The organism is Metabacillus sp. cB07 (genome assembly GCF_016839225.1).
Classification (GTDB): domain Bacteria; phylum Bacillota; class Bacilli; order Bacillales; family Bacillaceae; genus Bacillus_P; species Bacillus_P indicus.
Map to the genome: position 1 here is coordinate 1538875 of NZ_CP069296.1, position 24090 is coordinate 1562964.

Consider the following 24090-nt stretch of genomic DNA (forward strand, 5'->3'; position numbering starts at 1 on the left):
ATTGTTCAAGCTTTCTTTGTAGAGAGATGAACTGCGGTCTCTTTTTTTTTGGTAAAGAGGTCAGACATCCGACCGCCGAAATGATTCGCTAAGGAAAACGGCTGTTGATTACGAAAAATGGGGGCATACAACTTGAGCATTTTATATGGAATACTATCACTTGCAGGCATTCTGTTTCTTGGCTGGCTCCTCAGCAGCAGCCGCAAAAGCATTAACTGGAAAACGATCGGCATCGGACTATTGCTTCAGACTGTTTTTATCCTGTTTGTCCTTAAAGTAGAGGCAGGGGCCTTTATCCTTGAAAAAGCAGCTTTAGGCGTTCAGAAAATGATTGATTTCAGCTCTGAGGGAATTCAATTTGTATTCGGAGGATTCTACGGGGAAGAAACGAACATTACCTTTGTTTTTGCCATTAATGTTCTTGCAGTGATCATTTTTATTTCTGCCCTTATATCCGCACTTTATTATATGAGAATTATTCCTTTTGTCGTAAGAATCATCGGCCTTTCAATCGGCAGACTGCTTGGGACAACAAAGGTTGAGACGTTCAGCGCTGTCGGCAACTCATTTCTTGGCCTTGTCGAAGCGCCGCTTCTTGTCCGTCCTTACTTGAAGGATCTGACCCGTTCGGAGCTGTTTGCCGTCATGGTAGGCGGAACCGCATCTGCCAGCGGAGCCATTCTTGTCGGATATTCGTTAATGGGCATTGAGATGAAGTATTTGCTGATTTCGGTTTTCAGCGTTCCGTTTGTTTCTTTGATAACAGCCAAACTTCTTGAACCTGAGACAGAAGTTTCAAAAACAAATGACAATGTGATGATGGAAAAAACGAAGCATGCCAACGTATTTGAGGCCATTGCAGAAGGTGCAGTGAGCGGAGTGTCGCTAGCACTTAATATCGGGGGACTGCTGATTGCTTTTATCAGTATTCTTGCCCTTGTCAACGGGGGACTTGGACTTCTTGGAACGGACCTGTCCGAAATTTTCGGGTACGTATTTTATCCGCTTGCCCTGATGATTGGCGTTCCGTTTGATGATGCATTTAAAGCGGCTTCCATTATTGGAACAAAGCTGTCAGTCAATGAATTTGTCGCCTTTATGGATTTAAGCAAGTCGATGGAGGAGCTTTCGCCTAAAACAACAGCCATCCTGTCAATAGCGCTATGCAACTTTGCCAATCTTTCTTCAATTGGACAGCTGATTGTCGGACTGGGCTCGCTCGAACCTTCAAAACGCCCGCTCGTTTCAAAGCTCGGATTCAAGGCAATTATCGGCGGGACACTTGCAAGCTTCATCACAGCTGTGTTTGTGGGCATGTTCATGTAAAAATTGAAAAGGACAATTTCTAAAGAGGAAAAAGGTGCGTAAAGTTAGGAAGAAGTAACTCCAGGCAGGAGGTTTTAATATGGGAATCAAAACCATTAAAATTTCAGTGCTGTACCTGGCTGCCGGGCTGTTTCTCGGTTTGTACATGTCCATGGCCCATGATTATGTGCTTGCGCCGGTTCATGCACACGTGAATCTTCTCGGTTGGACGACGCTGACCATTGCGGGTATTCTGTATTATTTATTTCCTGAGCTGACGGACCACTTTCTTGCGAAATCTCATTTTTGGCTGCACAACATCGGCCTGCCATTAATGATGATCGGCCTGGTGTTTGCTGTATCGGGAAACAGCAGCCTGCTTTTCCTGACCATCGCCGGTTCCTTTGCAGTTGTCGCGGGTTTGTTATGTTTTGTATGGAATGTGCTGGTCAATTTAAAGTAGAATGGAAAAAGGAAGCAAACTGCTTCCTTTTTTTGCTGTTCAGCTTTTGTATGTGAATTCCTGAAGTTTACCTGATCCGCTGCATGAACGGCATGTCCGGGATAAGGGAAGAACAGAATGGATCTTCACCTTGCCTGACCCGCTGCAGCTTCTGCAAACAACAACTAATGCCATCAAGCGTTCACCTCGCCAAGAAAATAGATAGAAACCACTATCTATTTTGGGAATCATGAAGAGGTATTATACATTTTTCAATGAAAATGACAGCCATTCTTCGCGCAGCATGCCCATCTTAATGGCATCATAATAAACGCCATTGTAATATCGGCACTTCCTGATCCTGCCTTCTTGCCGCATGCCTGTTTTTTCTGCCACCCTGATCATTCTTGTATTTCCCGACCAAGTGGATAAGCCAATCCTTATGAGCTTGTATTTTTCAAATAAATGCCGGACCCAGAGCTTTAAGGCCTCTGTGCCTGCTCCCCTGTGCCAGTCGGACGGCTCGTAAATGACGATCCCGACCTCAAGCCAGTTAGAAGGCTGATGCTCCCAGTAGTATGTCACCATTCCAATCAGGCGTCCGTTTACTTCAATATACATTTTATTTGAATACAAATCTTTTGCTTCTCTTTTTTTCTCCTTTTCAAAATCTCTTCTTGTCATAAAGCCGACAGGGAAATAGGGAGCGTCCCATTTCTTCCACTCTGGATCTTTTTCACCGTATATAAACTCCCATAATATAGGGATATCATCATGGTTCAGCCTTCTGAGAAGGACATTTTTTCCTTGAATCATACCATTATCCCGCCTCCTTTCTTCCTTTTTTCTCCACGTTTTACTGGAATCCTTTTCCAAAGTGAAGTTTTTTTAAAAAAAAAGACCGGTTATCGGAACAATTTGCCTTAATTCATTTCCGGTGGGAATACGATTCAAATGATAATAATTATTAAATAGAAATAATAATAATTTTTAGTTGAGTTTCGGTGACATTTTGCTATAATAGAACATACACTAGTTCAAAACCTTTATATATAGGTTACTGTTGCTGCTCTGAGGGCAGCATTTGTGTTTTATACAGAGAATGATGATGATTATGATTCTCAATTAAGGAGGCTTACAATGAGCTTAAATGAAAATGCGATTGAACATGGCGGGAAATCAGTGATTAATAGAATAAAAGAAAACGGCGAACTTATAGCGGCACTTCTATCGGGATTGCTGATCCTTTGCGGATGGCTCCTGCAGACACAGCAGGGAGACACCCCATTTACAGCTGCCCTGTTTATATCGGCATTCATTATAGGAGGGTATGCAAAAGCGAAAGAAGGCATTGAAGAAACGATTGAAGACCGCAAGCTGAATGTTGAACTTCTGATGGTTTTTGCAGCCATCGGATCAGCACTTATCGGCTATTGGGTAGAGGGAGCCATTTTAATTTTTATCTTTGCGCTGAGCGGTGCACTCGAAACGTTTACAATGAACAAAAGTGAAAGAGAACTTTCTGCACTCATGGAACTTCAGCCGGAAGAAGCGTCACTGCTGAAAGACGGAAGAGAAATACGAGTGCATGTGTCAGAACTCAAAGTAGGAGACAGAATTGTTGTCAGACCTGGTGAGCGGATTGCAACAGACGGGGAAGTGGTCTCAGGAACAACAAGCATCGATCAGGCAGCGATAACCGGTGAATCCATTCCGGTCGAGAAAAAGACGGAGGATACCGTCTATGCAGGAACCGTTAACTTGAGCGGTTCCATCACAGTAGCTGTTACAAAAAACAGCGATGAAACACTTTTTAAGAAAATTATTGAGCTTGTGCAATCCGCACAGTCTGAGAAGTCACCATCCCAGCTTTTTATTGAACGATTTGAAGGCACGTATGTAAAAGGTGTTCTTGCGGCAGTTGCCCTCATGATGTTTGTGCCTCATTACCTGCTTGACTGGAGCTTCAGCGAAAGCTTTTACCGCGCCATGGTCCTGATGGTCGTTGCGTCGCCATGTGCTCTTGTTGCATCCATTACACCCGCAACACTGTCTGCCATTTCCAATGGAGCCAGAAACGGACTCCTCTTCAAAGGGGGCGTTCATTTAGAGCGCTTGAGCAAATTGAAGGTCATCGCTTTTGATAAGACAGGGACTTTGACAAAGGGAGAACCGCAAGTAACAGACGTGATGATCCTAAAAGAGATGAATGAGACAGATGTTCTGTCTGCAGCAGCTTCAATTGAAAAACAGTCAAATCATCCCCTGGCAAAAGCGATTGTCAAGCATGTTGAAAAAGAATATCCTCATGTAGAGACTGGTATGGCTGAAGTTCAGGAGCAATCAGGGTTTGGTGTGAGCGCTGTATGGAAAGGCGGTAAATGGAGTATCGGAAAGCCTGACCAGAATGAACCGCAAAACAAGCTGACTGAATTTGGACTGAAAAAGGCACAAGAAGGGAAAACAGTCGTTTATGTAAAAAATGAGGAGACTCTTGCAGCCGTACTTTGTCTTCAGGATGGCTTAAGACATGACGCTGTATCGGCTATACGGGAACTGAAAGAAGCAGGAATCCATACCGTTATGCTTACAGGAGATAATGAATCTACGGCAAAATCAATTGCTGAAGCTGCAAATGTGGATCAGTATGTGGCGGAATGTCTGCCTGATGATAAGGTGTTTGAAGTGAAAAACCTCGGAAAAACATACGGACAGACCGCCATGATCGGCGACGGCATTAATGATGCCCCAGCCCTTGCAGCGGCTAATGTCGGCATTGCAATGGGGGAAGGCACGGATGTGGCACTTGAAACAGCAGATGTCGTTCTGATGAAAAATGACCTGACAAAGCTGAAAAAAGCGATTGAGCTTTCTAAAAAAATGGACCGGATCGTGAAGCAGAACATCGTCTTCTCCATGTCTGTCATCGCCCTGCTTATTTGTTCAAATTTTCTTCAAATCCTTGATTTGCCCCTTGGCGTCATAGGACATGAAGGCAGCACAATCCTTGTTATATTAAATGGTCTCCGCCTTTTGAAGGCATGAAAAAACGGACGAATTATTTTCGTCCGTTTTTTTGCGGAAAATTACTGTTCTCCGGCCGGTTCTTCATCCGGCCGTCTGCTTACGATGACGTAAGCGGATGAAATGCAGATAAAGCCAAGAATCCAGCCAATGAGCGAGCTGTAATAAAACCAATCTGTTAATTGAATAAAGATAAATGGCGAAGCAAAACCGGCAAGACATAATAGCAGGACTATTCTGCGTTTCATCCATTTCAGCAATGCGAACATCTCCTTAACTGGGTAAGAACATACTCCACCATTCATTATACATAAAAACATGTGCTGTGAAAAATGTGCATCCATCTTTAAACAATCGATCCCCTAGAGAAAGAAAAATCCAAGTGAAATGATGACACCGCTGATAAGGAGCACAAAAACGCAGTAGCCCATAATGTCTTTTGCTTTTAAACCTGCTATGGCAAGAGCAGGAAGCGCCCAGAACGGCTGAATCATATTCGTCCATGCATCACCCCAGGCAACGGCCATCGCGGTCTTTGGCATGGATACATCGAGTGCTTTGGCAGCTTCAATCATAACGGGTGCCTGTACCGCCCATTGTCCGCCGCCGGATGGGACAAAGATATTAACAAGTCCCGCACTCCAGAATGCAAGAACCGGGAATGTCTGCTGATTTGAAATGGAGACGAAGCCTTCTGAAATGACCGCAGCGAGTCCGGATGTGACCATCATCCCCATAATGCCTGCATAAAACGGAAACTGAATGATGATTCCAGAAGTGCCTTTAATGGCTTCTGCCACAGCATTCAGGAAATTCCTCGGAGTGCCGTGGAACAAGATGCCCAAAAATAAAAACATGAAATTTACTACATCCAGGTTCAGCAGAAATCCATTCTTCATAAAATAAGAAATAAGGTAGATCAGGCCCATTATGCCAATGACCATTGAGATGATTTTGCTGTTTTCAGCCTTTTCAGCCGGAGTGTGAGAGGCAAACTCGAGCGAAGCAGCTTCAGCGCCTGTCTCATTCAAAAGAGCAGGATCAATTGATATCGTCTCCTCTTTTCCCGGCATCATCAATCTGTTAACAAGCGGGAGTGCGATAAACAATACGGCAACAATGATCAGGTTGAACGGGGCAAAAATGGTTTCGGATGTCGGAATCAGTCCAATCAGATCCTGTGCAAAATGCCCTTCTGTTGCAATCGTCAGCGGAACAGAGCCTGAAATTCCTCCATGCCAAATAACAAATCCGCTGTATGCGCTTGCTATCAAAAGACGGTAGTCAACATTTGTTACCTTTTTAGCTAGCTCCTTAGCAAAAAGTGCTCCGATGACAAGGCCGAAACCCCAGTTGATAAAGCTTGCGATCATCGATACTGCCGTTACATAGACGATGGCCTGACCGGGTGTTCTAGCCGCGGAAGCCATTGCGCTGAGCCCCTTTTTAAAGAGGGGGCTGCTTGCGAGAACGTGGCCTGTTACAAGAACGAGCACCATCTGCATGGCAAAACTGAGCAGTCCCCAAAATCCTCCTCCCCAGAATTCCACCATTTGAAGAGGGGTGGACGGCGTAAAGATAAGACCAAGGAAGAAAACGGCAAGAGTTAGAATAATGACGAATAAATACGGGTCGGGCAAGTAGCGCTGCATAAGCCTGTTCGACAGTGAAATGACTGCTTTCATTCGTTTCCCTCCAATTTTAGTTCTTGTGTGCACTAAAATGTATTCGCTTTCAATGCGCAATCTCCTTTTTTACACCAGATTCTATGATGAGGTTTTAAAATGATGATAAACTAGTTAAAGAGTATGTATGTTGATGACAAATAAATAATCATTTTCTGTATTTACACAATATAGAAAATAGTGTAATATTACACCACGAACACAAATGATTGCTTTTCTGTGAAACGTGTACAAAGGAAGGGGCATGTAAGATGAAAAAAACGATCCCGCTTGGCTATGCAGCTTCAATTATTTTTATCCTCTCAGGCATCATCTTTTTCTTTGCATCAAACTGGGGAGGCTTTGAACGAACGGAAAAGACCGCCCTTGCAGCAGGTATTATGATTCTGTTTTATGGAGGAAGCTTTCTTTTTGGAAAATGGATGAAGAGGCCGGATTTGACCAGATGGCTGCTGGTTGGCGGGGCAGTGTCCTTTGGGGCTGCCGTCGCTCTGATCGGGCAAATTTACAATTCACATGCAGACAGCTATCTCCTTTTTGTCATATGGCTGATTCCACCCCTGCTGCTTGCTGTTATTACCCGCTATCAGCCTTTTGCCATACTATCCTACGTGCTGTTTATGCTTTCTTACTGGTTTTATCTCTATCCGTCAAGCATCTTTCTTTACCGGACGGAATTTGAGCAGCTCCTCATTTATCTGGGCATCGTGGTGCTGAATGGCCTTGTCTTTTTTCTTGCAAGGTCACTGGGTCTGAAGGTGCTTGAATATTGTGCGTTTGCTGTCGTTCACCTCTTTTTGATCATCATGTCGTTTTACTATGTATTTGAAACCTACAGTCTCTGGATGAATGTCCTGTTCCTTGCCGTTCTTTTGTTGAGCTATTTTTCTTTCATGAAAAAAGCGGGGCATCAGGGCCTGACGTTTATTGGCTTCACAATGGCCGGCATCTATGTTCTGTCAAAATATATCGAGATGAGCATACGACTGTCAGATCAGCTTGGAGGACTCAGCTTTTACTTTTTCACCATTCTTCTGGCTCTTATCTTTTTAGGTGCCGGGATTTTTGCAGCAGTGAAAGCAGCTAAACAGGCATCAAGTGATTCGGCAGCGTTTAAAGTGTCTAAAAATATTCTGATTGTCATCATCACGTTCACATCTTCCATTTTACTGTCATCAAGCTTGGCGGGCTTGCTTTACCTTATATTTGAGTCCTCCTATGCTTTGGCAATCGTGAGTATGGTGTTTCTGATTTTGGCTGCAGTGCTGAAAACAGTAAATCCTGCAGCAAGATATACGCTTTACATTACAGGATTTTTGTCAGCTCTCGGGGTCCTCACCATCATGGATACAGCGGCTGTTTATCTTTTTCTTATAGCGGGAGCAGTCATCCTCTTAATTGAGAGGGAAGGTTTCCTTCAATTTCTTTCTTATTCTTTCGTGCTTGCTGTATTGCTTAATCTGTTTTCCGCTCATTTTGAGTGGACGGATCATTTCAGAGTGATTCTTGCAGCCTTGTCACTCATCCAATTTGCCCTTTTGCTGGTTCCGTTCAAGCCTCTGCGAAAGCTTGACAGTGTATTTCTGGCATATGGGTTTCTGCTGTTGTATCCTGCAGCGTTCTGGGGGACAGACTGGCGGGAAACACTTGTATATCAGATTTTGTATTTTGGACTGAATCTTGCGGCACTGGTCATTTATCAGCAAAAGGAGGAAGTGTTTAAGAGAAATGCAGCCTGGGTGTTTTTCATTCTGTTTTTGACAGGCTTATATTACGATTTTGCCTGGAAGCTTCTTCATAAATCGGTCACTTTCCTGGTTATTGGCATCGTGCTGTTTGCAGCTGTCCGTTACTTTGACCAGGAAAAGAGAGCAGGGGAATCTGCATTTTCAAAAAAGAGATGGGCGATGATTGCAGCAGTTGTCCTTCTGCAGCTGGGATTTACGGGATATCAGTCTGTTGCCAATGAGACTGCCTTAAAAGAAGGAACGTCTGTCATTCTTCAACTGGAACCGCTGGATCCGAGATCTGTGCTGCAGGGGGATTATGTTCAGCTTAGATATGAAGCCGGCCGTTTTGAAGGGGATGAAACCATGAAAAGCGGCACGGTTGTCACTGTTAAGGTGAAGAAGGACAGTACTGGGGTTTTCAGACCGGAAGGAAAGCCTGTCATTGGAAGGGCGGCCGACATGGGAGAGCCTGAACAGGACACCGTCTATCTCACCGGGAAATACAACGGCTATGACAGCGTTCATTTCGGCATAGAATCGTTTTTTGTGGAAGAAGGTACCGGTCTTGAGCTTGAACGCTCGGCGAAGTATGCAAAAGTAATCGTATCCCGCGGAGGAAATGCTTTACTGAAAGATGTAAAAAAGGATCTTTCTTCATTAAAATAGAAAACATCCATCCAGGCTTCCTGGATGGATGTTTTCTGTTTCTGTTAATTTGTTTCGTTGGCCAGTTTGACCAGCATGTGCGCAAGATAATGTCTTTCTTCATCATTTCCGACTTTCCAAAGCTGGTGGAGAAGATATTCTTCGCTGTTTTTAGGTTCTACGTTATTGGCAAGGTAACCGGCCACTTTTTCTGCGCCTTTGGCCAGCATCTCATCACTCAGTCCGAGACGTTTCCCGGCTTCAACTTTGTCGCCTAAGTACGATTTAAACTCTTCAAAGTCTCTTAGGATCGCGTCCATTTTTTCGTTGTTCATAGAATCCAGCTTGTTCTCAATCTTTTCGGTTTGAATTGACTCGTCTTTTACTTGATGATTTGACATGTTTCTTGCACCTCCTGGTAAAGTTACTTGTTACATTCCCTTATCACAGAGAGGTAAACCTTGGGAATGTGCAAAAGTGCGGAAGAATTCCTTTTTTAAAGGATTAATCATAGGTTCTTCCTTTCCAGGTATAGCCGGTTTTTTTGACAGAAGCAAACATGGACGCATAAAGGAGTAGCAGGAAGGCTGCAGCCGAAAATGGAATGGCAGGGGACAAAGCCAGTGTCTGCCTGCTGCGTAAGTCGATGTATGCTTTTTGCAGTACGATAAGCAAGTAGGGGACAAAAAAATGCAGGTTCATTTTCCCCTGAATCAGTTCTGTAATTCCATAGAGTGCTAGAAAAAAAGGAAACAGGTAGACCAATCCGTAAAACAGCGAAAAGAGAATAACAATTAAAATTGATCGCCCAAACCCCGGAAAAATGTTTTTTTTGAACCCTTCCCAAACAGCTTTATTGCTGTCATACATATAACAGGTGACATACTCCGTGACATTCGCAAGGACCGCGCGATATCCGTTTTGTTTCGTGATTTTTGCAAGAGCCACATCATCTACTATGGCGTCTTTAACCGCCTTATGTCCCCCGAACTTGCGGTATGCGTTTTTTTCAAACATGATAAAAGCTCCGTGTGCAGCGGATGCAGCTGCCATAGGTGTGTAATTGGCAAGGTAAAGGGGAAGATGAAAATAGATTAAGAGATGCTGCATGGGCACAAGCCATTTTTCCAGAATTGTTTTAACCGGAAAGCGGGGAAAACCGGAAAGCATGTTTGCTTTTTTTTGTTTCATTAAGGCGAGAGAACGTTCGATCGTATGTTTATGTACGCGAACATCTGCATCAAGAAATAAATAATAGTCGCCTGATGCCATGCTGCTGAGCTGGTGGCAGGCAAACACTTTGCCTGCCCAACCATCAGGCAGGTCTGAACCTGTCACAATTTTAAACCGGCTGTCATTCCTTGCTGCATTAGTCAGGATTTCTTTTGTCCGGTCTGTAGACTGATCATCAAGCATGATGATTTCAAGGTTTGGATAGGAAAGGTTTTTAAGGGATGCGGCAAGATCTTCTGCATTTTTTTCCTCATTGCGGAGGGGAATCAAGATTGATACTAAAGGTGCCGCACCTGTCGAACCTTTTTTTAAAGACGGCATGAAAAGTGAATTAAGTATAGTCCAGGCGAGAAGACAGGCTAGGAAAATCTCAAACAGGAGAAGCATGGAATCACATCCTTTTATACATATAAAATAAGGGCAAAAGGCAAAAGAAGGATGAAGCTCAGTGCTTATCCTTCTTGCATGTTCAGGAAATTTCTTTGTCTTGATTGATTTGAGGCTTTTTGTCTTCATGTTCTGCTATTAAATCTGCGGTCAGCTGTCCGGATAGGGTGACCATCGGCACTCCGCCGCCCGGATGGGTGGATCCTCCGACAAAATACAGATTCTCAAGCAGCGTGCTTTTGCTCGGGATTTTAAATCCTCCATTTTTCTTCCGGTCTGTAGCAACTCCGTAAATCGAGCCGCCGTTCGCTCCGTATAAACTTTGAAGGTCGTTTGGTGTAAACGTATATTCAAATTCAATATGCTCTCTCAACCCGGTCATCCCCATGCGCTCAAGCTTATCAAGGATTTGTGCCCGGTACGTTTCTTTTCTGAATTCCCAGTTCTCACCCTCCTTAAGAGGAGGAACATGAGTAAGAACAAACAAGTTTTCTTTTCCGGAAGGTGCCTGAGTCGGATCGGATTTTGCCGAAATGCCGACATAAACCGTCGGGTCATCTGCAAGCTTGCCTTCATTAAAAATCTGATGAAATTCTTTTTCGGGATCTTCCGAGAAAAAGAAATTATGATGGGCAAGATTTTCGTATGTCCGGTCTACCCCAAGAAGCATGACCAGACCTGATACGGTAGGCTCATATTTTTGGAGATCTGACGCCTTCTGGCTGCTGCCGGCTTTGTCTTTAAGAAGCGTATTGTAGGCAGGAATGGCTTCCAGATTGGATACAACAATGTCTGCATGAAGGATTCTGCCATCTGCAAGCTCGACGCCGGCTGCTCTTGAGCCCTCAGTGACAATACGTTCTGCCTTTGTGTTCAGCAGAATGTCAGCACCTAGTTCATGAAGCAGTTTGTTCATGGCCAGTGCAATGTTGTACATGCCGCCTTCAACGTAGTAGACGCCAAGCCCGAGCTGCACATGAGTCAGCTGCGAAAGAACGGCAGGGGCATGGTAAGGTGAAGAGCCTATGTACATAATCAGAAAATTGAACAGCTGTCTGATTTTCTTGTTTTTAAAATGTTTGCGTGTGACGCCGTCCATTGATTTCAGCGGTTCCATCATCAGCAGTTCCTTCACGCTGTGAAGAGAGCGGAGATCATTCAGGCCGGATAGGCTTTTGCTGTAAAAGCTCTTCATGCTGTATTCATACATTTTACTGCAATACTGCAGGTAATCAAAGAATTCGTTTGCATCTTCTTCGGAAACTTTTTTGAGTTCCTCAAGCATAACAGGCAAATCGCTTGTTAAATCAATCGTTGTCCCGTCTTCATAGAATGTTCTCCAGCCCGGCTCAATCCTTTTAATGATCAGGTAATCTGATAGATTCCGCCCGGCGCTTTTAAATAATTTTTCAAGCACCCAGGGCATTGTCAAAATAGACGGTCCTGTATCAAAGGTATAGCCGAGTCCGCCGCGCATATTAAGCTTGCCGCCGACACGTTCTCCTTTCTCCACTACTGTGACATGATAGCCGTCTGAACGGAGCCTGATAGCCGCTGACAGCCCGCCAAGCCCGCCGCCGATAATGACTGCTTTCTTATTCATCGAAAACCCTCCTTATGAAATTCTTCTAATTTGACTAAACTAATGACCAGTCTTTACAGACATCCATTCTGCCCTGAAAAGCTTGTTTTAAACCAGTTTTGCAGGAGAATGGCGGGCTGTCCGCATGGAGGCGGGACGGATCATTCCATTAGGAAAGTGTGATGTGCATGTTTACAATTGCAGCCGGTATAGCTGCCGGCCTTTACCTTCTATACAGAATTCAGACTCTTGAAAAGCAAAACAGAGATAAAGATTCTCTCCGCAGGCTTTCTATTATTATTCCTGCAAGAAATGAAGAACAGAATATCGGCAGACTGCTGCATTCGCTGGAAGGCCAATATCCAGCCGAAATCCTTGTTGTCGATGATGGTTCAGAAGACAAAACGGCCGAGATTGCGGCTGCATGCGGAGCAGAAGTCATGCATGCGGAGGAACCTCCGGAAGGTTGGCTCGGAAAATCATGGGCATGCTTTTCGGGGGCAAAGAAAGCTAAAGGAGAGTGGCTCATGTTTCTTGATGCAGATACTTTCTTTGAGGAGTTTGGCGCGGAAAAAACGGCCGCTGCCTTTCTTGATCAGGGAGCTTCCGGAATTCTGTCCATTCATCCGTATCACAGCATACAAAAGCCATACGAATCACTTTCTGCTTTTTTCCACTTGGCAGCTTTTTCGGCAATGGGCGCTTTTCGTTTCCTTCAGAGAAAAGGTGTTTCATACGGTGCGTTTGGACAGTGCATGATCTGTACAAAACAAGATTATTTTAATTGGGGCGGCCACGGCCTCATAAAAAACAAAGTCGCAGAAAATATGGAACTTGCCGTCCTTGTAAGCCGGACTGGAGCACCTGTCCGCTGCATAAGCGGAAAAGGCGCTCTTTCAATGAGAATGTATCCGGACGGTCCCGCATCTCTTGTTGCCGGCTTTTCAAAAACATTTGCAAGCGGAGCGAAGGCGACGGATTGGAAGGTTCTGCTTCCATTTGTGCTCTGGATAGCCGGATGTTTATCCTTTTTGACTGAATTCCGGCTGGGTGAGTGGCGGGAGGTATATGCTCTTCTTTATGCTGCTGCTGTTCTGCATATTTGGATGACGGTAAGAAAGATTGGTTCTTTCGGCATCATCACGGCTCTTTTTTTTCCTTTTCATGCCGTTTTTTTCATGCTCGTTTTTTTAACATCTTTCTGGAGGACCTTCATCAGCAAGTCAGCATCATGGAAAGGGAGAAAAATTATTGTAAAGGAAGATGCTAAGTGATCTTGCTGACAGGTGCAGAGGCGGTGGCCTTGAACATAGCGGCATGGGTAGGCATCCACCTTTCAGTTTCTTTGCTGACAAGCAGGATGGACGGCCGCTCCATTTGCCGGTTTAACTGGATGTGGAATGAAAAGTCCGCTGAGGAAAGCGGCAGACTTTATGAACGGCTGATGATCAAAAGATGGAAAGACAGAATGCCTGAAGCTGGCGGTTTGTTTCCGGGCGGCATGTCAAAAAAACACCTGCATGCGGCAAAAGACATGGAACGTTTCGTCCTTGAGACAAAAAGGGGAGAGCTGTCCCACTGGATGCAGCTGTTTGCCTTTCTGCTGTTTATTATTTGGAACACTCCTGGTTCAGTTCTTATCAATGGACTGTATGCAGCCTGCTTCAATTTGCCGTTTATCATGATTCAGCGGTATAACAGGATTCGTCTGAACCGGGCATTATCTAAAAGAAAGATGAAAAAAAGTCATACTCCGGCGGAGGAAGTCAAACCGCCTTCTTTAAGTTCTGATGAAATTGGCGTATGATAGAGAAGAGATATGCAGATGAAGGAGAGAGTGCGGATGAAGAAAGAAAGACTCCAAAAACTCGGCGATTGGCTTAACGAGCAGAACACAGATGCTGCGTTCATATCGTCAACAGAAAATATTTTCTACTTGACAAATTTTTACACGGATCCTCATGAGCGATTAATGGGGCTGTTTGTATTTAAAGAGGCGGAACCGTTTTTTATTTGTCCCGGCATGGAAGTCTCCCAGGCGAGAGACGCAGGTTTTGAAGGTGAAATCATCGGATATGCCGATCATGAAGATCCATGGGAAAAAGTGAAAACGGCCATTCATAAAAGAGGCCGGCAAAATATGAAGCAGGCAGCCGTGGAAAAGGAACTTCTTCCTTTTTCAAGAGCAGAAGAAATTCAGAAGATTCTTCCGGATGCAGCCTTAGTATCAGCTGAAGAGATTATGAATGAGCTTCGTCTTGTAAAGGATGAAAAGGAGCTTGCCGTTCTGAAGCAGGCAGCAGAACTTGCCGACTACGGTGTTGAAATCGGTGTTCAGTCCTTAAAAGAAGGCGTTTCTGAAATGGACGTCCTTGCTAGAATCGAATATGAGCTAAAGCGGAAAGGAATACGCGAAATGTCCTTTTCAACGATGGTTCTGTTCGGGAAAAAATCAGGCCAGCCTCACGGAAACCCTGGGCTTGCAGCCTTAAAAGAAGGAGATTTTGTCCTGTTTGATATGGGCGTTGTTCTTGATGGGTACTGCTCGGATATAACACGGACACTAGCTTACAAATCTGTCAGCAGTGAACAAAGAAAGATCTATCAGACCGTTCTTGACGCACAGCTGCAAGCACTTGATGCAAGCAGACCCGGCACAAGAATCGGAGATCTTGACCAGATTGCACGAGATGTCATTACAAATGCCGGCTACGGCGAGTATTTCCCTCACCGGCTTGGCCACGGGCTAGGCATCAGCGTTCATGAGTACCCGTCTATAAGCCATACAAGTAACGGCGTGCTTAAAGAGGGAATGGTTTATACGATTGAACCGGGCATCTATGTTCCTGAAATTGGCGGCGTCCGTATAGAAGATGATGTATGCATTACAAAAGACGGCCATGAAACGCTGACAAAATTTCCAAAAGACCTGCAAATTATTCAGTAAGACTCACAAACCGCACTGCATGTGCGGTTTGTTTATGCCGTTTGAAGGAACGGCCTGATTTTACAAAAGGGGAAGAGCGACATGAAAAAATGGATTGCACTCATGCTCGGAGCCATGCTCTCGGCTGGCTGCTCAGATGAGGCGGCAGAGCAGCCCGAAACCGGACAGCCTGCTGTTATGCAGGATGAAAAAGAAGAAGTAACAGAAGATGCCGCTGCACCTGCAGTCCAGGAAGAAAAACCGCAGGATAAACAAGAAAGCAGTTCCGAATCATTTATTGAGGCTGAAGTTATCAAAGTAATTGACGGAGATACCGTAAAAGTAATGGCAGAAGGAAGAGAAGAAACGCTTCGCCTCCTGCTTGTTGACACACCCGAAACCGTCCATCCGAATAAACCGGTTCAGCCGTTTGGCCCTGAAGCCAGCCGCTTTGCCAAAGACACGCTCTCAGGAAAAAAAGTCGAGCTTGAACTCGACGTTGGCGAGAGAGACAAGTACGGACGGCTCCTTGTTTATCTTCACGTGGACGGGAAGATGTTTAATGAAATGCTGATAGAAAAAGGCCTTGCAAGAGTGGGATATGTGTATGCTCCGAACACAAAGCATGTAGACCGGTTTTATGAGCTGCAAAAGCAGGCTCAGCAAAGCGAGATCGGAATATGGAGCATTGAAAACTATGCAGCTGAAGACGAGGGGTTCAGGGATCTCCAGGAAAAAGAGGAAGCGCCTGCAGAAAGCAAGGATGAGTCATGCGCCATCAAGGGGAATATCTCTTCTTCAGGAGAGAAAATCTACCATCTTCCAGACGGCCAGTATTATGATGTGACGGAAGAAGAGGAACTGTTCTGTTCAGAAAAAGAAGCCGCTCAGGCAGGATACAGAGCGTCAAAAAGGTAAGCAGCGGGAGTTGATTCCGCTGCTTTTTATATTGCTAACCCGCTAAGATCATTGGAATAACCGGTTTTGCACTTGGCTTGCCTATAAGATAGCCCTGTATAAAATCGATCCCTTTCTCTCTGAGAAAAGCAAACTCTTCTTCTGTTTCAACACCTTCGCCAAGCACCTGAATGCCGAGCTTTTTGCCGATGGCTATGACATTTGACACGAAAGCCTGTTTTTCTGTGTCGCTGTGGCAGTTCGAGATATAATGCCTGTCAATTTTCACATAATCTGGCTGCAGTTCATGAAGCATATCAAGTGTGGCGTATCCTGCCCCTAAATCATCGAGAGCCACTTTCATTCCATTCTCCCTGTATACGTTAAGCACTTTTTTTAAATGAACGACATCCTCTATTTTTTCCGTTTCAACGACTTCAAAGACTAGATCCTGCGGAGAAACCCCGTATTTCTTTACGATATCAAAGGTATGCTTCAGACAATACTCCGGATTATAGATGGTGGAAGGCAGAAAGTTAATAAAGCTTTTAATGCCTGCAGGAATATGAGATGCCTTCGCTTTAATCGCAGCTTCTCTTGCCTTTTTATCCAGGACTGACTGCATGTTCGTTTCGACGGCTGTTTGAAAGAGCCGGTATGGGGAGATTTCCTGATCCATCGCACGCAGCAGTGATTCATAGCCGTAAAGCCTGCCGCTTTGTGCATGGATGATAGGCTGCAGATGGCTGACGAATGTTCCGTTTTGTATAAGATGGACAGTCTCCTCGTTCAAAATATGGGCACAGACTAACTGGAGATCATGAAAAGATGTTTTTTCTTCTTTCATGCCTGAATGAATGGCGGCAAGCCATGGTTTATCTGCAAAAAAAAGAGCTAACGGCAGGATTTTCTCTTTGAGTTCATGTTTAGTTGAATAGGCCAGGTGGAAGCTTCCGTCAGCTTTGAACGTAAAACCGGATGATTCCAGGAAGCTCATATAGGCTGAGTCTGTATTTTTTAGAGTTAAGAAACCAGCCGGGCTGATTGGAAATGACTGATAACAAAACGAACAAGCATGCATGAACAAATCCCCTTTATTTCATAATAAATCCATTATACCAAAATAATAGAATGATATGAATAATAAGGCCTATGAAAATAGACTTATTGGAAGGTTAAACATTTCCATTCTGCCTCCGATAGTAAATGTAGATAAAGAATAAAGGGGTTAAAAATATGAAAAAAGCGGTCATGTTCTGGAGAAATATCAAAATTGGCTGGAAGTTCAGCTTTTCTGTTATGATGTGCATTCTTCTCTTTGCGATCTCTATGATGGTAACGTTTGCACAGCTGAGCAGAGTGGACGGGCATATTTCAGAAATGGACAAATTGAGCACCAGCGCAAGCACAATCACTGAGATGGGTTCAATTTTCCGGTCGATGGATATTGCCATTGCTGATTACATCATTAATCCTACAGATGAAAACAAAGAAAACTATCTTGAAAAGAGAAAGAAATTGCTGGATGCAGGAGACAAAAGCAAAAAAGAATTCAATGATCCGGAAGAAACGGCCCTGTATTTAAAGATGATTCAAAATGACAAAATGTTAAATGATCTTTTTTACATAACGATCATGCCGGCGGTTGAACAAAACAATTCTCAAACGTTAAGTCAGGCGAGAGAGAGAGCCAATGTACTCAGAGATGAGACCATTACAGCCCTCTATGAGCTCAGGGACTTGAAAAACAAAGAAAGAACAGATGCAGCTGAAGATTCCCGCAGCAGCATGGAACAGATTGCTTTCACTTTGCTTTTAGCCTTAGTTGTCTCTATTGTTCTCTCGGCGGCGATTACGTTCGTCGTTCAAAGAATGATCATCAGGCATTTCAACCGGGTCATCCGCTTCTCACATGAGATATCAGCCGGGAATCTAGCTGCGCAGGACCTTGAATATGGTGGAAGGGATGAAATCGGTCAGCTGACCGCTTCCCAAAATGAGCTGAAATCAAAGATGAACAACATGGTCCGCCAAATTAAAAAAGCATCTGAAGAACTTCAAGTGCGAAGCAGAGAGTTAAACAAAGCTTCCGGCGAAGTCAACGAAGGAAGCCAGCATGTATCTGCAACAATGCAGGAGCTTGCTGCAGGTTCATCCGCGCAGTCCAATGCTTCATCAGACATCGCATCTCAAATGGATGACTTCTCAAGGCAGCTCGAAAAAGCGAATGAAGAAGGCGCCTTTATGAGAAAGTCATCAAATGAAGTCATGCATTTAGTTTCACAGGGATCTGTTCAGATGAACTCATCCTCTGCCAGAATGAATGACATCATGGGTGTGATGAATACATCTGCAGCAGAAGTCATGAATCTTGATGGAAAAACAAAAGAAATTGCTGCGCTTGTTACGGTCATTGAACAAATTGCCGAACAGACAAATCTTTTATCTCTCAATGCTGCGATTGAAGCTGCGAGAGTAGGAGAGCACGGGAAGGGATTTGCCGTTGTTGCGGATGAAGTAAGAAAACTAGCTGTAGGGGTATCGGCTTCTGTATCTGATATTACAAGGATTGTTGAAGACTTCAGAAACGTTTCCAAAAATGTAGCAGCCACTTTAAACAGCGGACAGCTCCGTGTGAAAGATTCTGCTTCATCTATTAAACAAACAGGTGAATCATTTGAGATGATCACAAAGTCGATCCGAAAGCTTGATGAAAAGATAGCCAATGTGGACGATTACTTGAAAACAATTGCAGGCGGTATGGTGCTGGTCAACAGGGCGGCAGAAGAAGTTGCTGCTGTGTCTGAAGAGTCAGCAGCTGGGATTGAAGAAGTTTCCGCTTCTGTGCACCAGTCTTCTGAAAACATAAGAGAAGTAGCAGCCTCCTCCGACCGTCTGAAAGATCTGTCTGATGAACTCTCAAAGCTTGTTGGAGAATTTCAAGTATAAGCACGAAACCTGATCATAATTGGTCAGGTTTATTTATATCCCAAAAAATGAAATAAGGAAAAAAATACCGTCATCCAATCAGGACATTTTTCCGTTATCTTTTCATGAAAGCATATTCCTGCTTGAATCCGCGTCAGGTTAATAGCATCATGAAGAGAGGATGACCCTTAAAGGAGGATAAAATGAAGCCATTTTTATTGTTTTTAGTTCTGTTAGCAGCGGCAGCCGGATGCTCCCAGTCGTCTGCTCAAAATGAAAACCGGGAGTCACTTGATCAATCATGGGAAGAGATTGAAAACAAAGCAGATGGAACGACAGTCAGAATGTTTATGTGGGGCGGTGACGAGGGAATTAACCAGTACATTGACGACTGGGCTGCACCGAGGCTTAAAGAACAATATGGACTGACCCTTGAACGGGTTCCGATGGACGCCCCTGAATTTCTTCAAAAGCTCCTGAACGAGAAAAAGGCGGGAGAAAACAAAGGTTCAACAGATATTATCTGGATCAACGGCGAAAACTTTAAAAACGCCAAAAACAGTGATCTTCTGTACGGGCCATTCACAGAAAAGCTTCCGAACTTCAAAAATCATATCAACGGGGATGCCCTTGATATTCAGTATGATTTCGGTGAAAAAACAGAAGGTCTTGAAGCGCCGTGGGGCAAGGTGCAGTTTGTTTTTCACTATGACGGGGCGAAGGTGAAGGATCCTCCGGCATCACTTGAAGAACTTAAGAAATGGGCAGAGGATAATCCCGGAAAGTTCACGTACCCCGATGCAAATGACTTCACGGGAAATGCATTTTTAAGGCATGTTTTCTATGAGTCGGGAGGAGGAGCAGACCTGTTTTTAAAAGAGGGTTTTGATGAAGAACTTGCTGCCTCATCAAGCTCTGATATGTGGACGTATCTGAATGATCTGAAACCATCTCTATGGAAAAAGGGAGCTACTTACCCGAATACGCTGACAGAGCTTGACAGACTGTACAGCAGCGGGGAAGTGTGGATGACAATGGGCTACAACGAAGCAAGAGCGGAAAGCTTAATCGAAAAAGGAATTTTCCCTGAAACGACAAAATCATTCGTGCTTGATTCCGGGTCACTCGGAAACACTCATTTTCTTGGCATTCCATTTAACACTCAAAACCCGGAAGGCGCTATGACGGCCATTAACTTCTTCATGTCTCCGGAAGCTCAGCTTGCGAAGTATGACAGCACATATTGGGGAGAGGGAATGGCTGTTGATCCAGAAACATTTAACGAGGAGCAAAAGAAGAAGTTTAATGACATCGAAAGGGGACAGTCAGTGCTCCCTCAGGATGTGCTCCAAAAAGCGCTTGTTCCTGAAGTGGACGCACAATATGTGAACTGGTTAAAGGAGAATTGGCTGAATGAAGTGGCAGGTAAGAAATAGGCTGAAGCCTGCCGTCCCCGCAGTCCTGTTTACCTTGTTGATGGTTTTTGCAGGACTGTGGCTTGCTGCGGCTGAGAGCTTAACGGCGCCTGATGGAGCGAAAAGCCTGTCAGCGTATCAAGATCTTTTTACTAATGAGTCTTTCAGGGACTCATTATTTTATAGTCTGAAAATCACCCTGCTGTCGACAGTCATCTCTATTTTGGCTGGGCTATTGATTATCAGGTCTGTCTATCCGCTTTTGAAAAATAGATATCTAAAGCTTGCTGCATGGATTCCAATGCTTTTCCCCCATTTTGTATGGGGGTATATGCTGTTTTTACTTTTATCACAGAACGGGTGGATTTCATCCATTTCAACAGAACTGGGACTGATCTCTTCAACAGGCGCTTTTCCTGATTTTATGAAAGATTCAGAAGGGACCGGCATTATTCTCACGTATGTTTGGAAAGAGATTCCGTTCGTTCTTCTCATCCTTCTTCCTGTCTATCTGCAGCTGAATACGGGACGCAAAGATGCTGTGTATACTCTCGGAGGCAATGAATGGGATGCTTTTAAACTGGTGGAATGGCCGGTGCTCATCCCGAGTCTAATTGAAATCTTTATCCTTTTGTTTTCCTTTATTTTTGCAGCCTACGAAGTGCCTGCTCTGCTTGGGACGACTTACCCGAAAATGGTTTCTGTTTTAACTTATGAGTGGTTTTATTCGGGCGACTGGAGCAGAAGACCGGCTGCATTTGCGGTTATGATTCTCTCGACTGCTGTCATTCTGGCAGCTCTGGCAGCTGTTTACCTTCTATTCAATAAGCAAAGAGAAAGAATAACCAGGTCCAGTACGGTGGAAAGCGTCCGACACGGCAGCGGGTCCCGTCCTGTGATGGCCGTTCTGCTGATACTGTTTACAGCCCCGGTGTTATTCGTTATAGCAAAAAGCATGACATCCGGATGGACGGGACTGTTTCCGGAAACTTTCTCAGTAAGAGGATACGCTTTATTGATGGATGAGCCAAAACTGGCAGAAGCTTTGTCTCAGTCCATCACGATAGCCGTCTGTGTGATTGTTTTGAACCTGCTGCTTGGCATACCGGCTGCCCAGGTTCTTGCCCACCATTCTTTTAAAGGGAAATCAGCAGCAGAAACGCTGCTGCTTACACCTGTCATTGTCCCGGTTCTGGCCATCGCAATGGGACTTCATACAGTGTTTATCCAGGCAGGCTTGGCCGGGTCGCTTTCAGGTGTCATCCTGATCCACCTTCTCCCGACTCTGCCCTACACCATCAAGGTAATGCGTTCAGGATTTGAGAGAGCGGGAGTTTTGACGGGCGAACAGGCTGCTCTGCTTGGAGCCGGCAGGTTGAAAGTGTTTTACACCATTTATTTTCCTCAGCTGATTCCGTCCATACGAAGCGTTATTTTTTTGGCATCCACCATCTCCCTGAGCCAGTATTTACTTACAGCTCTAATAGGAGGCGGAAATGTACTTACACTTGCAGGTCTGTATTTTCCTTACTTCAGCAGTGCAGATGACACGGTGATTGCGAGTTTCTCTCTGCTGTTTGCCATCCTTCCGATTGGGATTTGGCTGTTGTTTGAAGGGCTGCTTCGCTTAGTAACTCCATATCAGAAAAGGTGATCGGTTTGAATCAAGGAATAGAACTATGCGCGTTAACAAAAATGTATAAGCAAAAGCCTGTTTTTGACAGGATGGACTTGACCATACACAAAGGGGAAATTGTTTCACTGGTCGGTCCTTCGGGGACGGGAAAAACGACTTTACTGCGGTGCATTGCAGGACTTGAGACGCTGGATGAGGGTGAAATTAAGATTAACGGAGAGAATGTAACCTGGAGTAAACCCCAGAAACGTCCGGTCGTCATGATGTTTCAGCAGCCGCTGCTTTTTTCGCATATGACGGTATTTGAAAATGTTGAGTACGGGTTAAAGGCAGCTAAAAAGAAAAACCGGCGGGAACAGGTCGCTGCGATGCTTGAAAAAGTGGATATGTCAGCTTATTCAGATGCTTATCCAAACGAATTATCAGGCGGCCAGCAGCAAAGGATTTCTCTAGCGAGGGCACTTATCGTGAAACCTGAGCTGATCCTTTTGGATGAGCCGTTTTCAAGTCTTGATCCAGAGCTCAGGAAAAAAATGAGGATGTGGGTCAGAAGGCTGCTTAAGGAAGAGGGCATGTCTGCATTATTTGTTACACATGATATGGAAGAAGCCATGTACATGGGGGACAGGGCAGCCGTGCTTGCTGACGGAAGGGTTCATCAGGCAGATGTCCCGGAAACCGTCTATCTGCATCCTAAAACGGAAGCTGCCGCTTCGATCTTCAGTGAAGGGATGATGACCGGCATCGGCTCCTTTGTGCACATCAGCAACCTGAGACTTGCTGTCGATAAGAAGGAGCAGTATCCATACAGCTATGCTGCTGAAATTGAAGACATTTTCATGAAGCACGGCGTCACTTTCTATACGCTTAAACTGAAAGATGCAAATGATAGAATAACCATCCATTCAGATATATTGGCAGGCATCCAGGATTCAGTCTATGTTGAAGTCGTTCATCCGGAACTCATTCAGACGTTTGATCATTCCGAAAAAGAGGAAGATGCAGGATGAAAAAGAACAGTGTATGGAAATTGCTTGTCATTGCTGCGGGAGCGGGAGTGCTGCTGTGGATTAACAGCCGTTATCTGAATCTGCAGCCTAAGACGATCAAGGACTGGATGTTATCCTTCGGGGCAGCTGCACCGCTCCTTTATATCGTTTTATATTCCGTCAGGCCGTTAATTCTTTTTCCGGCGTCTGTCATGTCCCTTGCAGGCGGCCTTGCTTTCGGCCCCTATCTGGGGACACTGTATACTCTGGCCGGCGCAACAATTGGAGCCGTTGTGGCTTATTTGGCAGCCGGCACCTTCAAGCTTGACATGTTCAGGAAATCAGATAATCAAAGAATGCAGACACTGAAAAAGCAGCTTGAGCAGAACGGATTTTTCTATGTGCTTATCCTCAGGCTGATTCCGATTGTCCATTTTGATGCCATAAGCTATGCAGCCGGCATTTCAAAAGTGAGACTTCTTCCATTCGCGGCTGCAACTTTTATAGGGGTAATCCCGGGTACATTTGCCTTCACCTTTTTAGGATCAAGCTTTGCCGAAGGGAACGTGCTGCTGCTTGCTGCTGCAGGAGCTGTATTTCTTCTTTTGATGCTCTTGCCCCTTCTTTTCAGGGAAAAAGTAAAACAGCTGCTTACCAATGAATCGAAATGAGGAAAATGTATGCTTGATACACATGCAAGAAAATATGTTCAGCCCATCATCCATCATTCTGCAAAGCGTCTCCTGCGAGCGGGACTCACGGCGAATCAGGTGACGGTTCTGGCTTTTATCATCGGTTCGTCTTCCGGCTTTTTCGTTTATATCGGACAGCCTTTCTGGGCCTTGGCCGTACTGTGGCTATCCGGATATTTGGATGCCGTTGACGGAACGATGGCGAGGCTGACGAAACCTTCAGGATTTGGAACCGTTCTTGATATTACATTTGACAGGGTGGTTGAAATAAGTGTCATCGTAGGCCTTGCGTTTGCGTTTCCTGATGCGCGTCTTGCCCTTCTGCTGTTGTCGGTTTCTATTATCCTTTCAATGACAATCTTCCTTACAGTAGGGGCCGTCAGCGAAAAACAGGGAGTGAAAACCTTTTATTATCAGGCTGGACTGGCTGAGAGGACAGAAGGATTTATTTTGTTTTCTCTTATGATTCTTTTAACTGATCACCTTATTCTAATTACCTATTTATTCTTTGCAATTGAACTGTTTACAGCCATGCAGAGGCTGAGAGAAGCGAAAACCATTTTGAAATAGGGGG

At 44.6% G+C, this 24090-nt stretch carries 21 protein-coding genes; 14 read left to right on the plus strand and 7 right to left on the minus strand.

Annotation, left to right across the window (positions count from 1 at the left end):
* Window positions 1–132: 132 nt before the first annotated feature.
* Window positions 133–1326, plus strand: coding sequence for a NupC/NupG family nucleoside CNT transporter (locus JOJ89_RS07695; RefSeq protein WP_203290055.1), 1194 nt, complete (start codon window positions 133–135; stop codon window positions 1324–1326).
* A gap of 79 nt (window positions 1327–1405) precedes the next feature.
* On the plus strand, window positions 1406–1768 hold the full coding sequence (locus JOJ89_RS07700) for a hypothetical protein (protein ID WP_029281698.1): 363 nt from the start codon (window positions 1406–1408) through the stop codon (window positions 1766–1768).
* Between the two features lie 240 nt (window positions 1769–2008).
* Here the strand turns inward: JOJ89_RS07700 and JOJ89_RS07705 are convergent, their stop codons facing one another.
* Entirely contained in the window at window positions 2009–2563 is a 555-nt protein-coding gene (locus JOJ89_RS07705) for a GNAT family N-acetyltransferase (protein ID WP_029281696.1), read from the minus strand.
* Window positions 2564–2887: 324 nt separating this feature from the next.
* Here JOJ89_RS07705 and JOJ89_RS07710 point away from each other — a divergent pair, with 324 nt between their 5' ends.
* Complete coding sequence (locus tag JOJ89_RS07710; protein WP_029565459.1) at window positions 2888–4792, plus strand: heavy metal translocating P-type ATPase; 1905 nt, start codon at window positions 2888–2890, stop codon at window positions 4790–4792.
* A 41-nt stretch (window positions 4793–4833) separates the two neighbouring features.
* On the opposite strand, the gene JOJ89_RS07715 is transcribed toward JOJ89_RS07710, so the two are convergent.
* On the minus strand, window positions 4834–5031 hold the full coding sequence (locus JOJ89_RS07715) for a hypothetical protein (protein ID WP_051827047.1): 198 nt from the start codon (window positions 5029–5031) through the stop codon (window positions 4834–4836).
* A 102-nt stretch (window positions 5032–5133) separates the two neighbouring features.
* Window positions 5134–6456 (minus strand): short-chain fatty acid transporter, encoded by a 1323-nt coding sequence (locus JOJ89_RS07720; protein WP_029281691.1) that lies wholly within the window; start codon window positions 6454–6456, stop codon window positions 5134–5136.
* Between the two features lie 251 nt (window positions 6457–6707).
* On the opposite strand from JOJ89_RS07720, the gene JOJ89_RS07725 reads away from it, so the two are divergent.
* Window positions 6708–8852, plus strand: coding sequence for a GDYXXLXY domain-containing protein (locus JOJ89_RS07725; RefSeq protein WP_203290056.1), 2145 nt, complete (start codon window positions 6708–6710; stop codon window positions 8850–8852).
* Between the two features lie 44 nt (window positions 8853–8896).
* On the opposite strand, the gene JOJ89_RS07730 is transcribed toward JOJ89_RS07725, so the two are convergent.
* The 3 genes from JOJ89_RS07730 to JOJ89_RS07740 form a co-directional block, all read right to left on the minus strand.
* Window positions 8897–9232, minus strand: a complete 336-nt coding sequence (locus JOJ89_RS07730; RefSeq protein WP_029281687.1) for a DUF3243 domain-containing protein — start codon at window positions 9230–9232, stop codon at window positions 8897–8899.
* A gap of 103 nt (window positions 9233–9335) precedes the next feature.
* The gene (locus JOJ89_RS07735) at window positions 9336–10451 is read right to left on the minus strand and encodes a glycosyltransferase family 2 protein (protein ID WP_029565461.1); all 1116 of its coding nucleotides are present in this window, start codon (window positions 10449–10451) and stop codon (window positions 9336–9338) included.
* An 82-nt stretch (window positions 10452–10533) separates the two neighbouring features.
* The gene (locus JOJ89_RS07740) at window positions 10534–12054 is read right to left on the minus strand and encodes a phytoene desaturase family protein (RefSeq protein ID WP_029565462.1); all 1521 of its coding nucleotides are present in this window, start codon (window positions 12052–12054) and stop codon (window positions 10534–10536) included.
* Window positions 12055–12221: 167 nt separating this feature from the next.
* Here JOJ89_RS07740 and JOJ89_RS07745 point away from each other — a divergent pair, with 167 nt between their 5' ends.
* The 4 genes from JOJ89_RS07745 to JOJ89_RS07760 all read left to right on the plus strand — a co-directional run bounded on the left by JOJ89_RS07745 (window position 12222) and on the right by JOJ89_RS07760 (window position 15877).
* Window positions 12222–13307: a glycosyltransferase family 2 protein gene (locus JOJ89_RS07745; protein WP_051827049.1), complete on the plus strand. Its 1086-nt coding sequence runs from the start codon at window positions 12222–12224 to the stop codon at window positions 13305–13307.
* Entirely contained in the window at window positions 13304–13840 is a 537-nt protein-coding gene (locus JOJ89_RS07750; RefSeq protein ID WP_203290057.1) for a glycosyl-4,4'-diaponeurosporenoate acyltransferase CrtO family protein, read from the plus strand. Before JOJ89_RS07745 ends, JOJ89_RS07750 begins: the two co-directional genes overlap by 4 nt.
* A 36-nt stretch (window positions 13841–13876) precedes the next feature.
* Window positions 13877–14980, plus strand: coding sequence for a M24 family metallopeptidase (locus JOJ89_RS07755; protein WP_029565465.1), 1104 nt, complete (start codon window positions 13877–13879; stop codon window positions 14978–14980).
* Window positions 14981–15061: 81 nt separating this feature from the next.
* Window positions 15062–15877: a thermonuclease family protein gene (locus tag JOJ89_RS07760; RefSeq protein ID WP_203290058.1), complete on the plus strand. Its 816-nt coding sequence runs from the start codon at window positions 15062–15064 to the stop codon at window positions 15875–15877.
* 34 nt (window positions 15878–15911) lie between these two features.
* On the opposite strand, the gene JOJ89_RS07765 is transcribed toward JOJ89_RS07760, so the two are convergent.
* A complete protein-coding gene (locus tag JOJ89_RS07765) occupies window positions 15912–16937 on the minus strand; it encodes an EAL domain-containing protein (protein ID WP_029565467.1) in 1026 nt (341 codons plus the stop codon).
* 155 nt (window positions 16938–17092) lie between these two features.
* Between JOJ89_RS07765 and JOJ89_RS07770 the strand changes: the two genes are divergently transcribed.
* The 6 genes from JOJ89_RS07770 to JOJ89_RS07795 all read left to right on the plus strand — a co-directional run bounded on the left by JOJ89_RS07770 (window position 17093) and on the right by JOJ89_RS07795 (window position 24086).
* Window positions 17093–18805 (plus strand): methyl-accepting chemotaxis protein, encoded by a 1713-nt coding sequence (locus JOJ89_RS07770; RefSeq protein WP_029281672.1) that lies wholly within the window; start codon window positions 17093–17095, stop codon window positions 18803–18805.
* A 182-nt stretch (window positions 18806–18987) separates the two neighbouring features.
* Entirely contained in the window at window positions 18988–20220 is a 1233-nt protein-coding gene (locus JOJ89_RS07775; RefSeq protein ID WP_203290059.1) for an ABC transporter substrate-binding protein, read from the plus strand.
* Window positions 20198–21853, plus strand: a complete 1656-nt coding sequence (locus tag JOJ89_RS07780; RefSeq protein ID WP_081414054.1) for an ABC transporter permease subunit — start codon at window positions 20198–20200, stop codon at window positions 21851–21853. Before JOJ89_RS07775 ends, JOJ89_RS07780 begins: the two co-directional genes overlap by 23 nt.
* 5 nt (window positions 21854–21858) lie before the next feature.
* Window positions 21859–22845, plus strand: a complete 987-nt coding sequence (locus tag JOJ89_RS07785; RefSeq protein ID WP_051827054.1) for an ABC transporter ATP-binding protein — start codon at window positions 21859–21861, stop codon at window positions 22843–22845.
* Window positions 22842–23495 carry a TVP38/TMEM64 family protein gene (locus JOJ89_RS07790; protein ID WP_029281666.1) on the plus strand — a complete coding sequence of 218 codons (654 nt, stop codon included), beginning with the start codon at window positions 22842–22844 and terminating at the stop codon, window positions 23493–23495. Before JOJ89_RS07785 ends, JOJ89_RS07790 begins: the two co-directional genes overlap by 4 nt.
* 9 nt (window positions 23496–23504) lie before the next feature.
* The gene (locus JOJ89_RS07795) at window positions 23505–24086 is read left to right on the plus strand and encodes a CDP-alcohol phosphatidyltransferase family protein (protein ID WP_029281664.1); all 582 of its coding nucleotides are present in this window, start codon (window positions 23505–23507) and stop codon (window positions 24084–24086) included.
* Window positions 24087–24090 lie beyond the last annotated feature (4 nt).

Excerpts from the sequence above, each read along its gene's own strand:
- JOJ89_RS07720 (WP_029281691.1), bottom strand. The coding sequence starts at position 6,456 with ATGAAAGCAGTCATTTCACTGTCGAACAGGCTTATGCAGCGCTACTTG.
- JOJ89_RS07710 (WP_029565459.1), top strand. The coding sequence starts at position 2,888 with ATGAGCTTAAATGAAAATGCGATTGAACATGGCGGGAAATCAGTGATT.
- JOJ89_RS07790 (WP_029281666.1), top strand. The coding sequence starts at position 22,842 with ATGAAAAAGAACAGTGTATGGAAATTGCTTGTCATTGCTGCGGGAGCG.
- JOJ89_RS07765 (WP_029565467.1), bottom strand. The coding sequence starts at position 16,937 with ATGCATGCTTGTTCGTTTTGTTATCAGTCATTTCCAATCAGCCCGGCT.
- JOJ89_RS07730 (WP_029281687.1), bottom strand. The coding sequence starts at position 9,232 with ATGTCAAATCATCAAGTAAAAGACGAGTCAATTCAAACCGAAAAGATT.
- JOJ89_RS07725 (WP_203290056.1), top strand. The coding sequence starts at position 6,708 with ATGAAAAAAACGATCCCGCTTGGCTATGCAGCTTCAATTATTTTTATC.
- JOJ89_RS07735 (WP_029565461.1), bottom strand. The coding sequence starts at position 10,451 with ATGCTTCTCCTGTTTGAGATTTTCCTAGCCTGTCTTCTCGCCTGGACT.
- JOJ89_RS07745 (WP_051827049.1), top strand. The coding sequence starts at position 12,222 with ATGTTTACAATTGCAGCCGGTATAGCTGCCGGCCTTTACCTTCTATAC.
- JOJ89_RS07760 (WP_203290058.1), top strand. The coding sequence starts at position 15,062 with ATGAAAAAATGGATTGCACTCATGCTCGGAGCCATGCTCTCGGCTGGC.
- JOJ89_RS07780 (WP_081414054.1), top strand. The coding sequence starts at position 20,198 with ATGAAGTGGCAGGTAAGAAATAGGCTGAAGCCTGCCGTCCCCGCAGTC.
- JOJ89_RS07700 (WP_029281698.1), top strand. The coding sequence starts at position 1,406 with ATGGGAATCAAAACCATTAAAATTTCAGTGCTGTACCTGGCTGCCGGG.
- JOJ89_RS07705 (WP_029281696.1), bottom strand. The coding sequence starts at position 2,563 with ATGATTCAAGGAAAAAATGTCCTTCTCAGAAGGCTGAACCATGATGAT.
- JOJ89_RS07795 (WP_029281664.1), top strand. The coding sequence starts at position 23,505 with ATGCTTGATACACATGCAAGAAAATATGTTCAGCCCATCATCCATCAT.
- JOJ89_RS07775 (WP_203290059.1), top strand. The coding sequence starts at position 18,988 with ATGAAGCCATTTTTATTGTTTTTAGTTCTGTTAGCAGCGGCAGCCGGA.
- JOJ89_RS07770 (WP_029281672.1), top strand. The coding sequence starts at position 17,093 with ATGAAAAAAGCGGTCATGTTCTGGAGAAATATCAAAATTGGCTGGAAG.
- JOJ89_RS07755 (WP_029565465.1), top strand. The coding sequence starts at position 13,877 with ATGAAGAAAGAAAGACTCCAAAAACTCGGCGATTGGCTTAACGAGCAG.
- JOJ89_RS07740 (WP_029565462.1), bottom strand. The coding sequence starts at position 12,054 with ATGAATAAGAAAGCAGTCATTATCGGCGGCGGGCTTGGCGGGCTGTCA.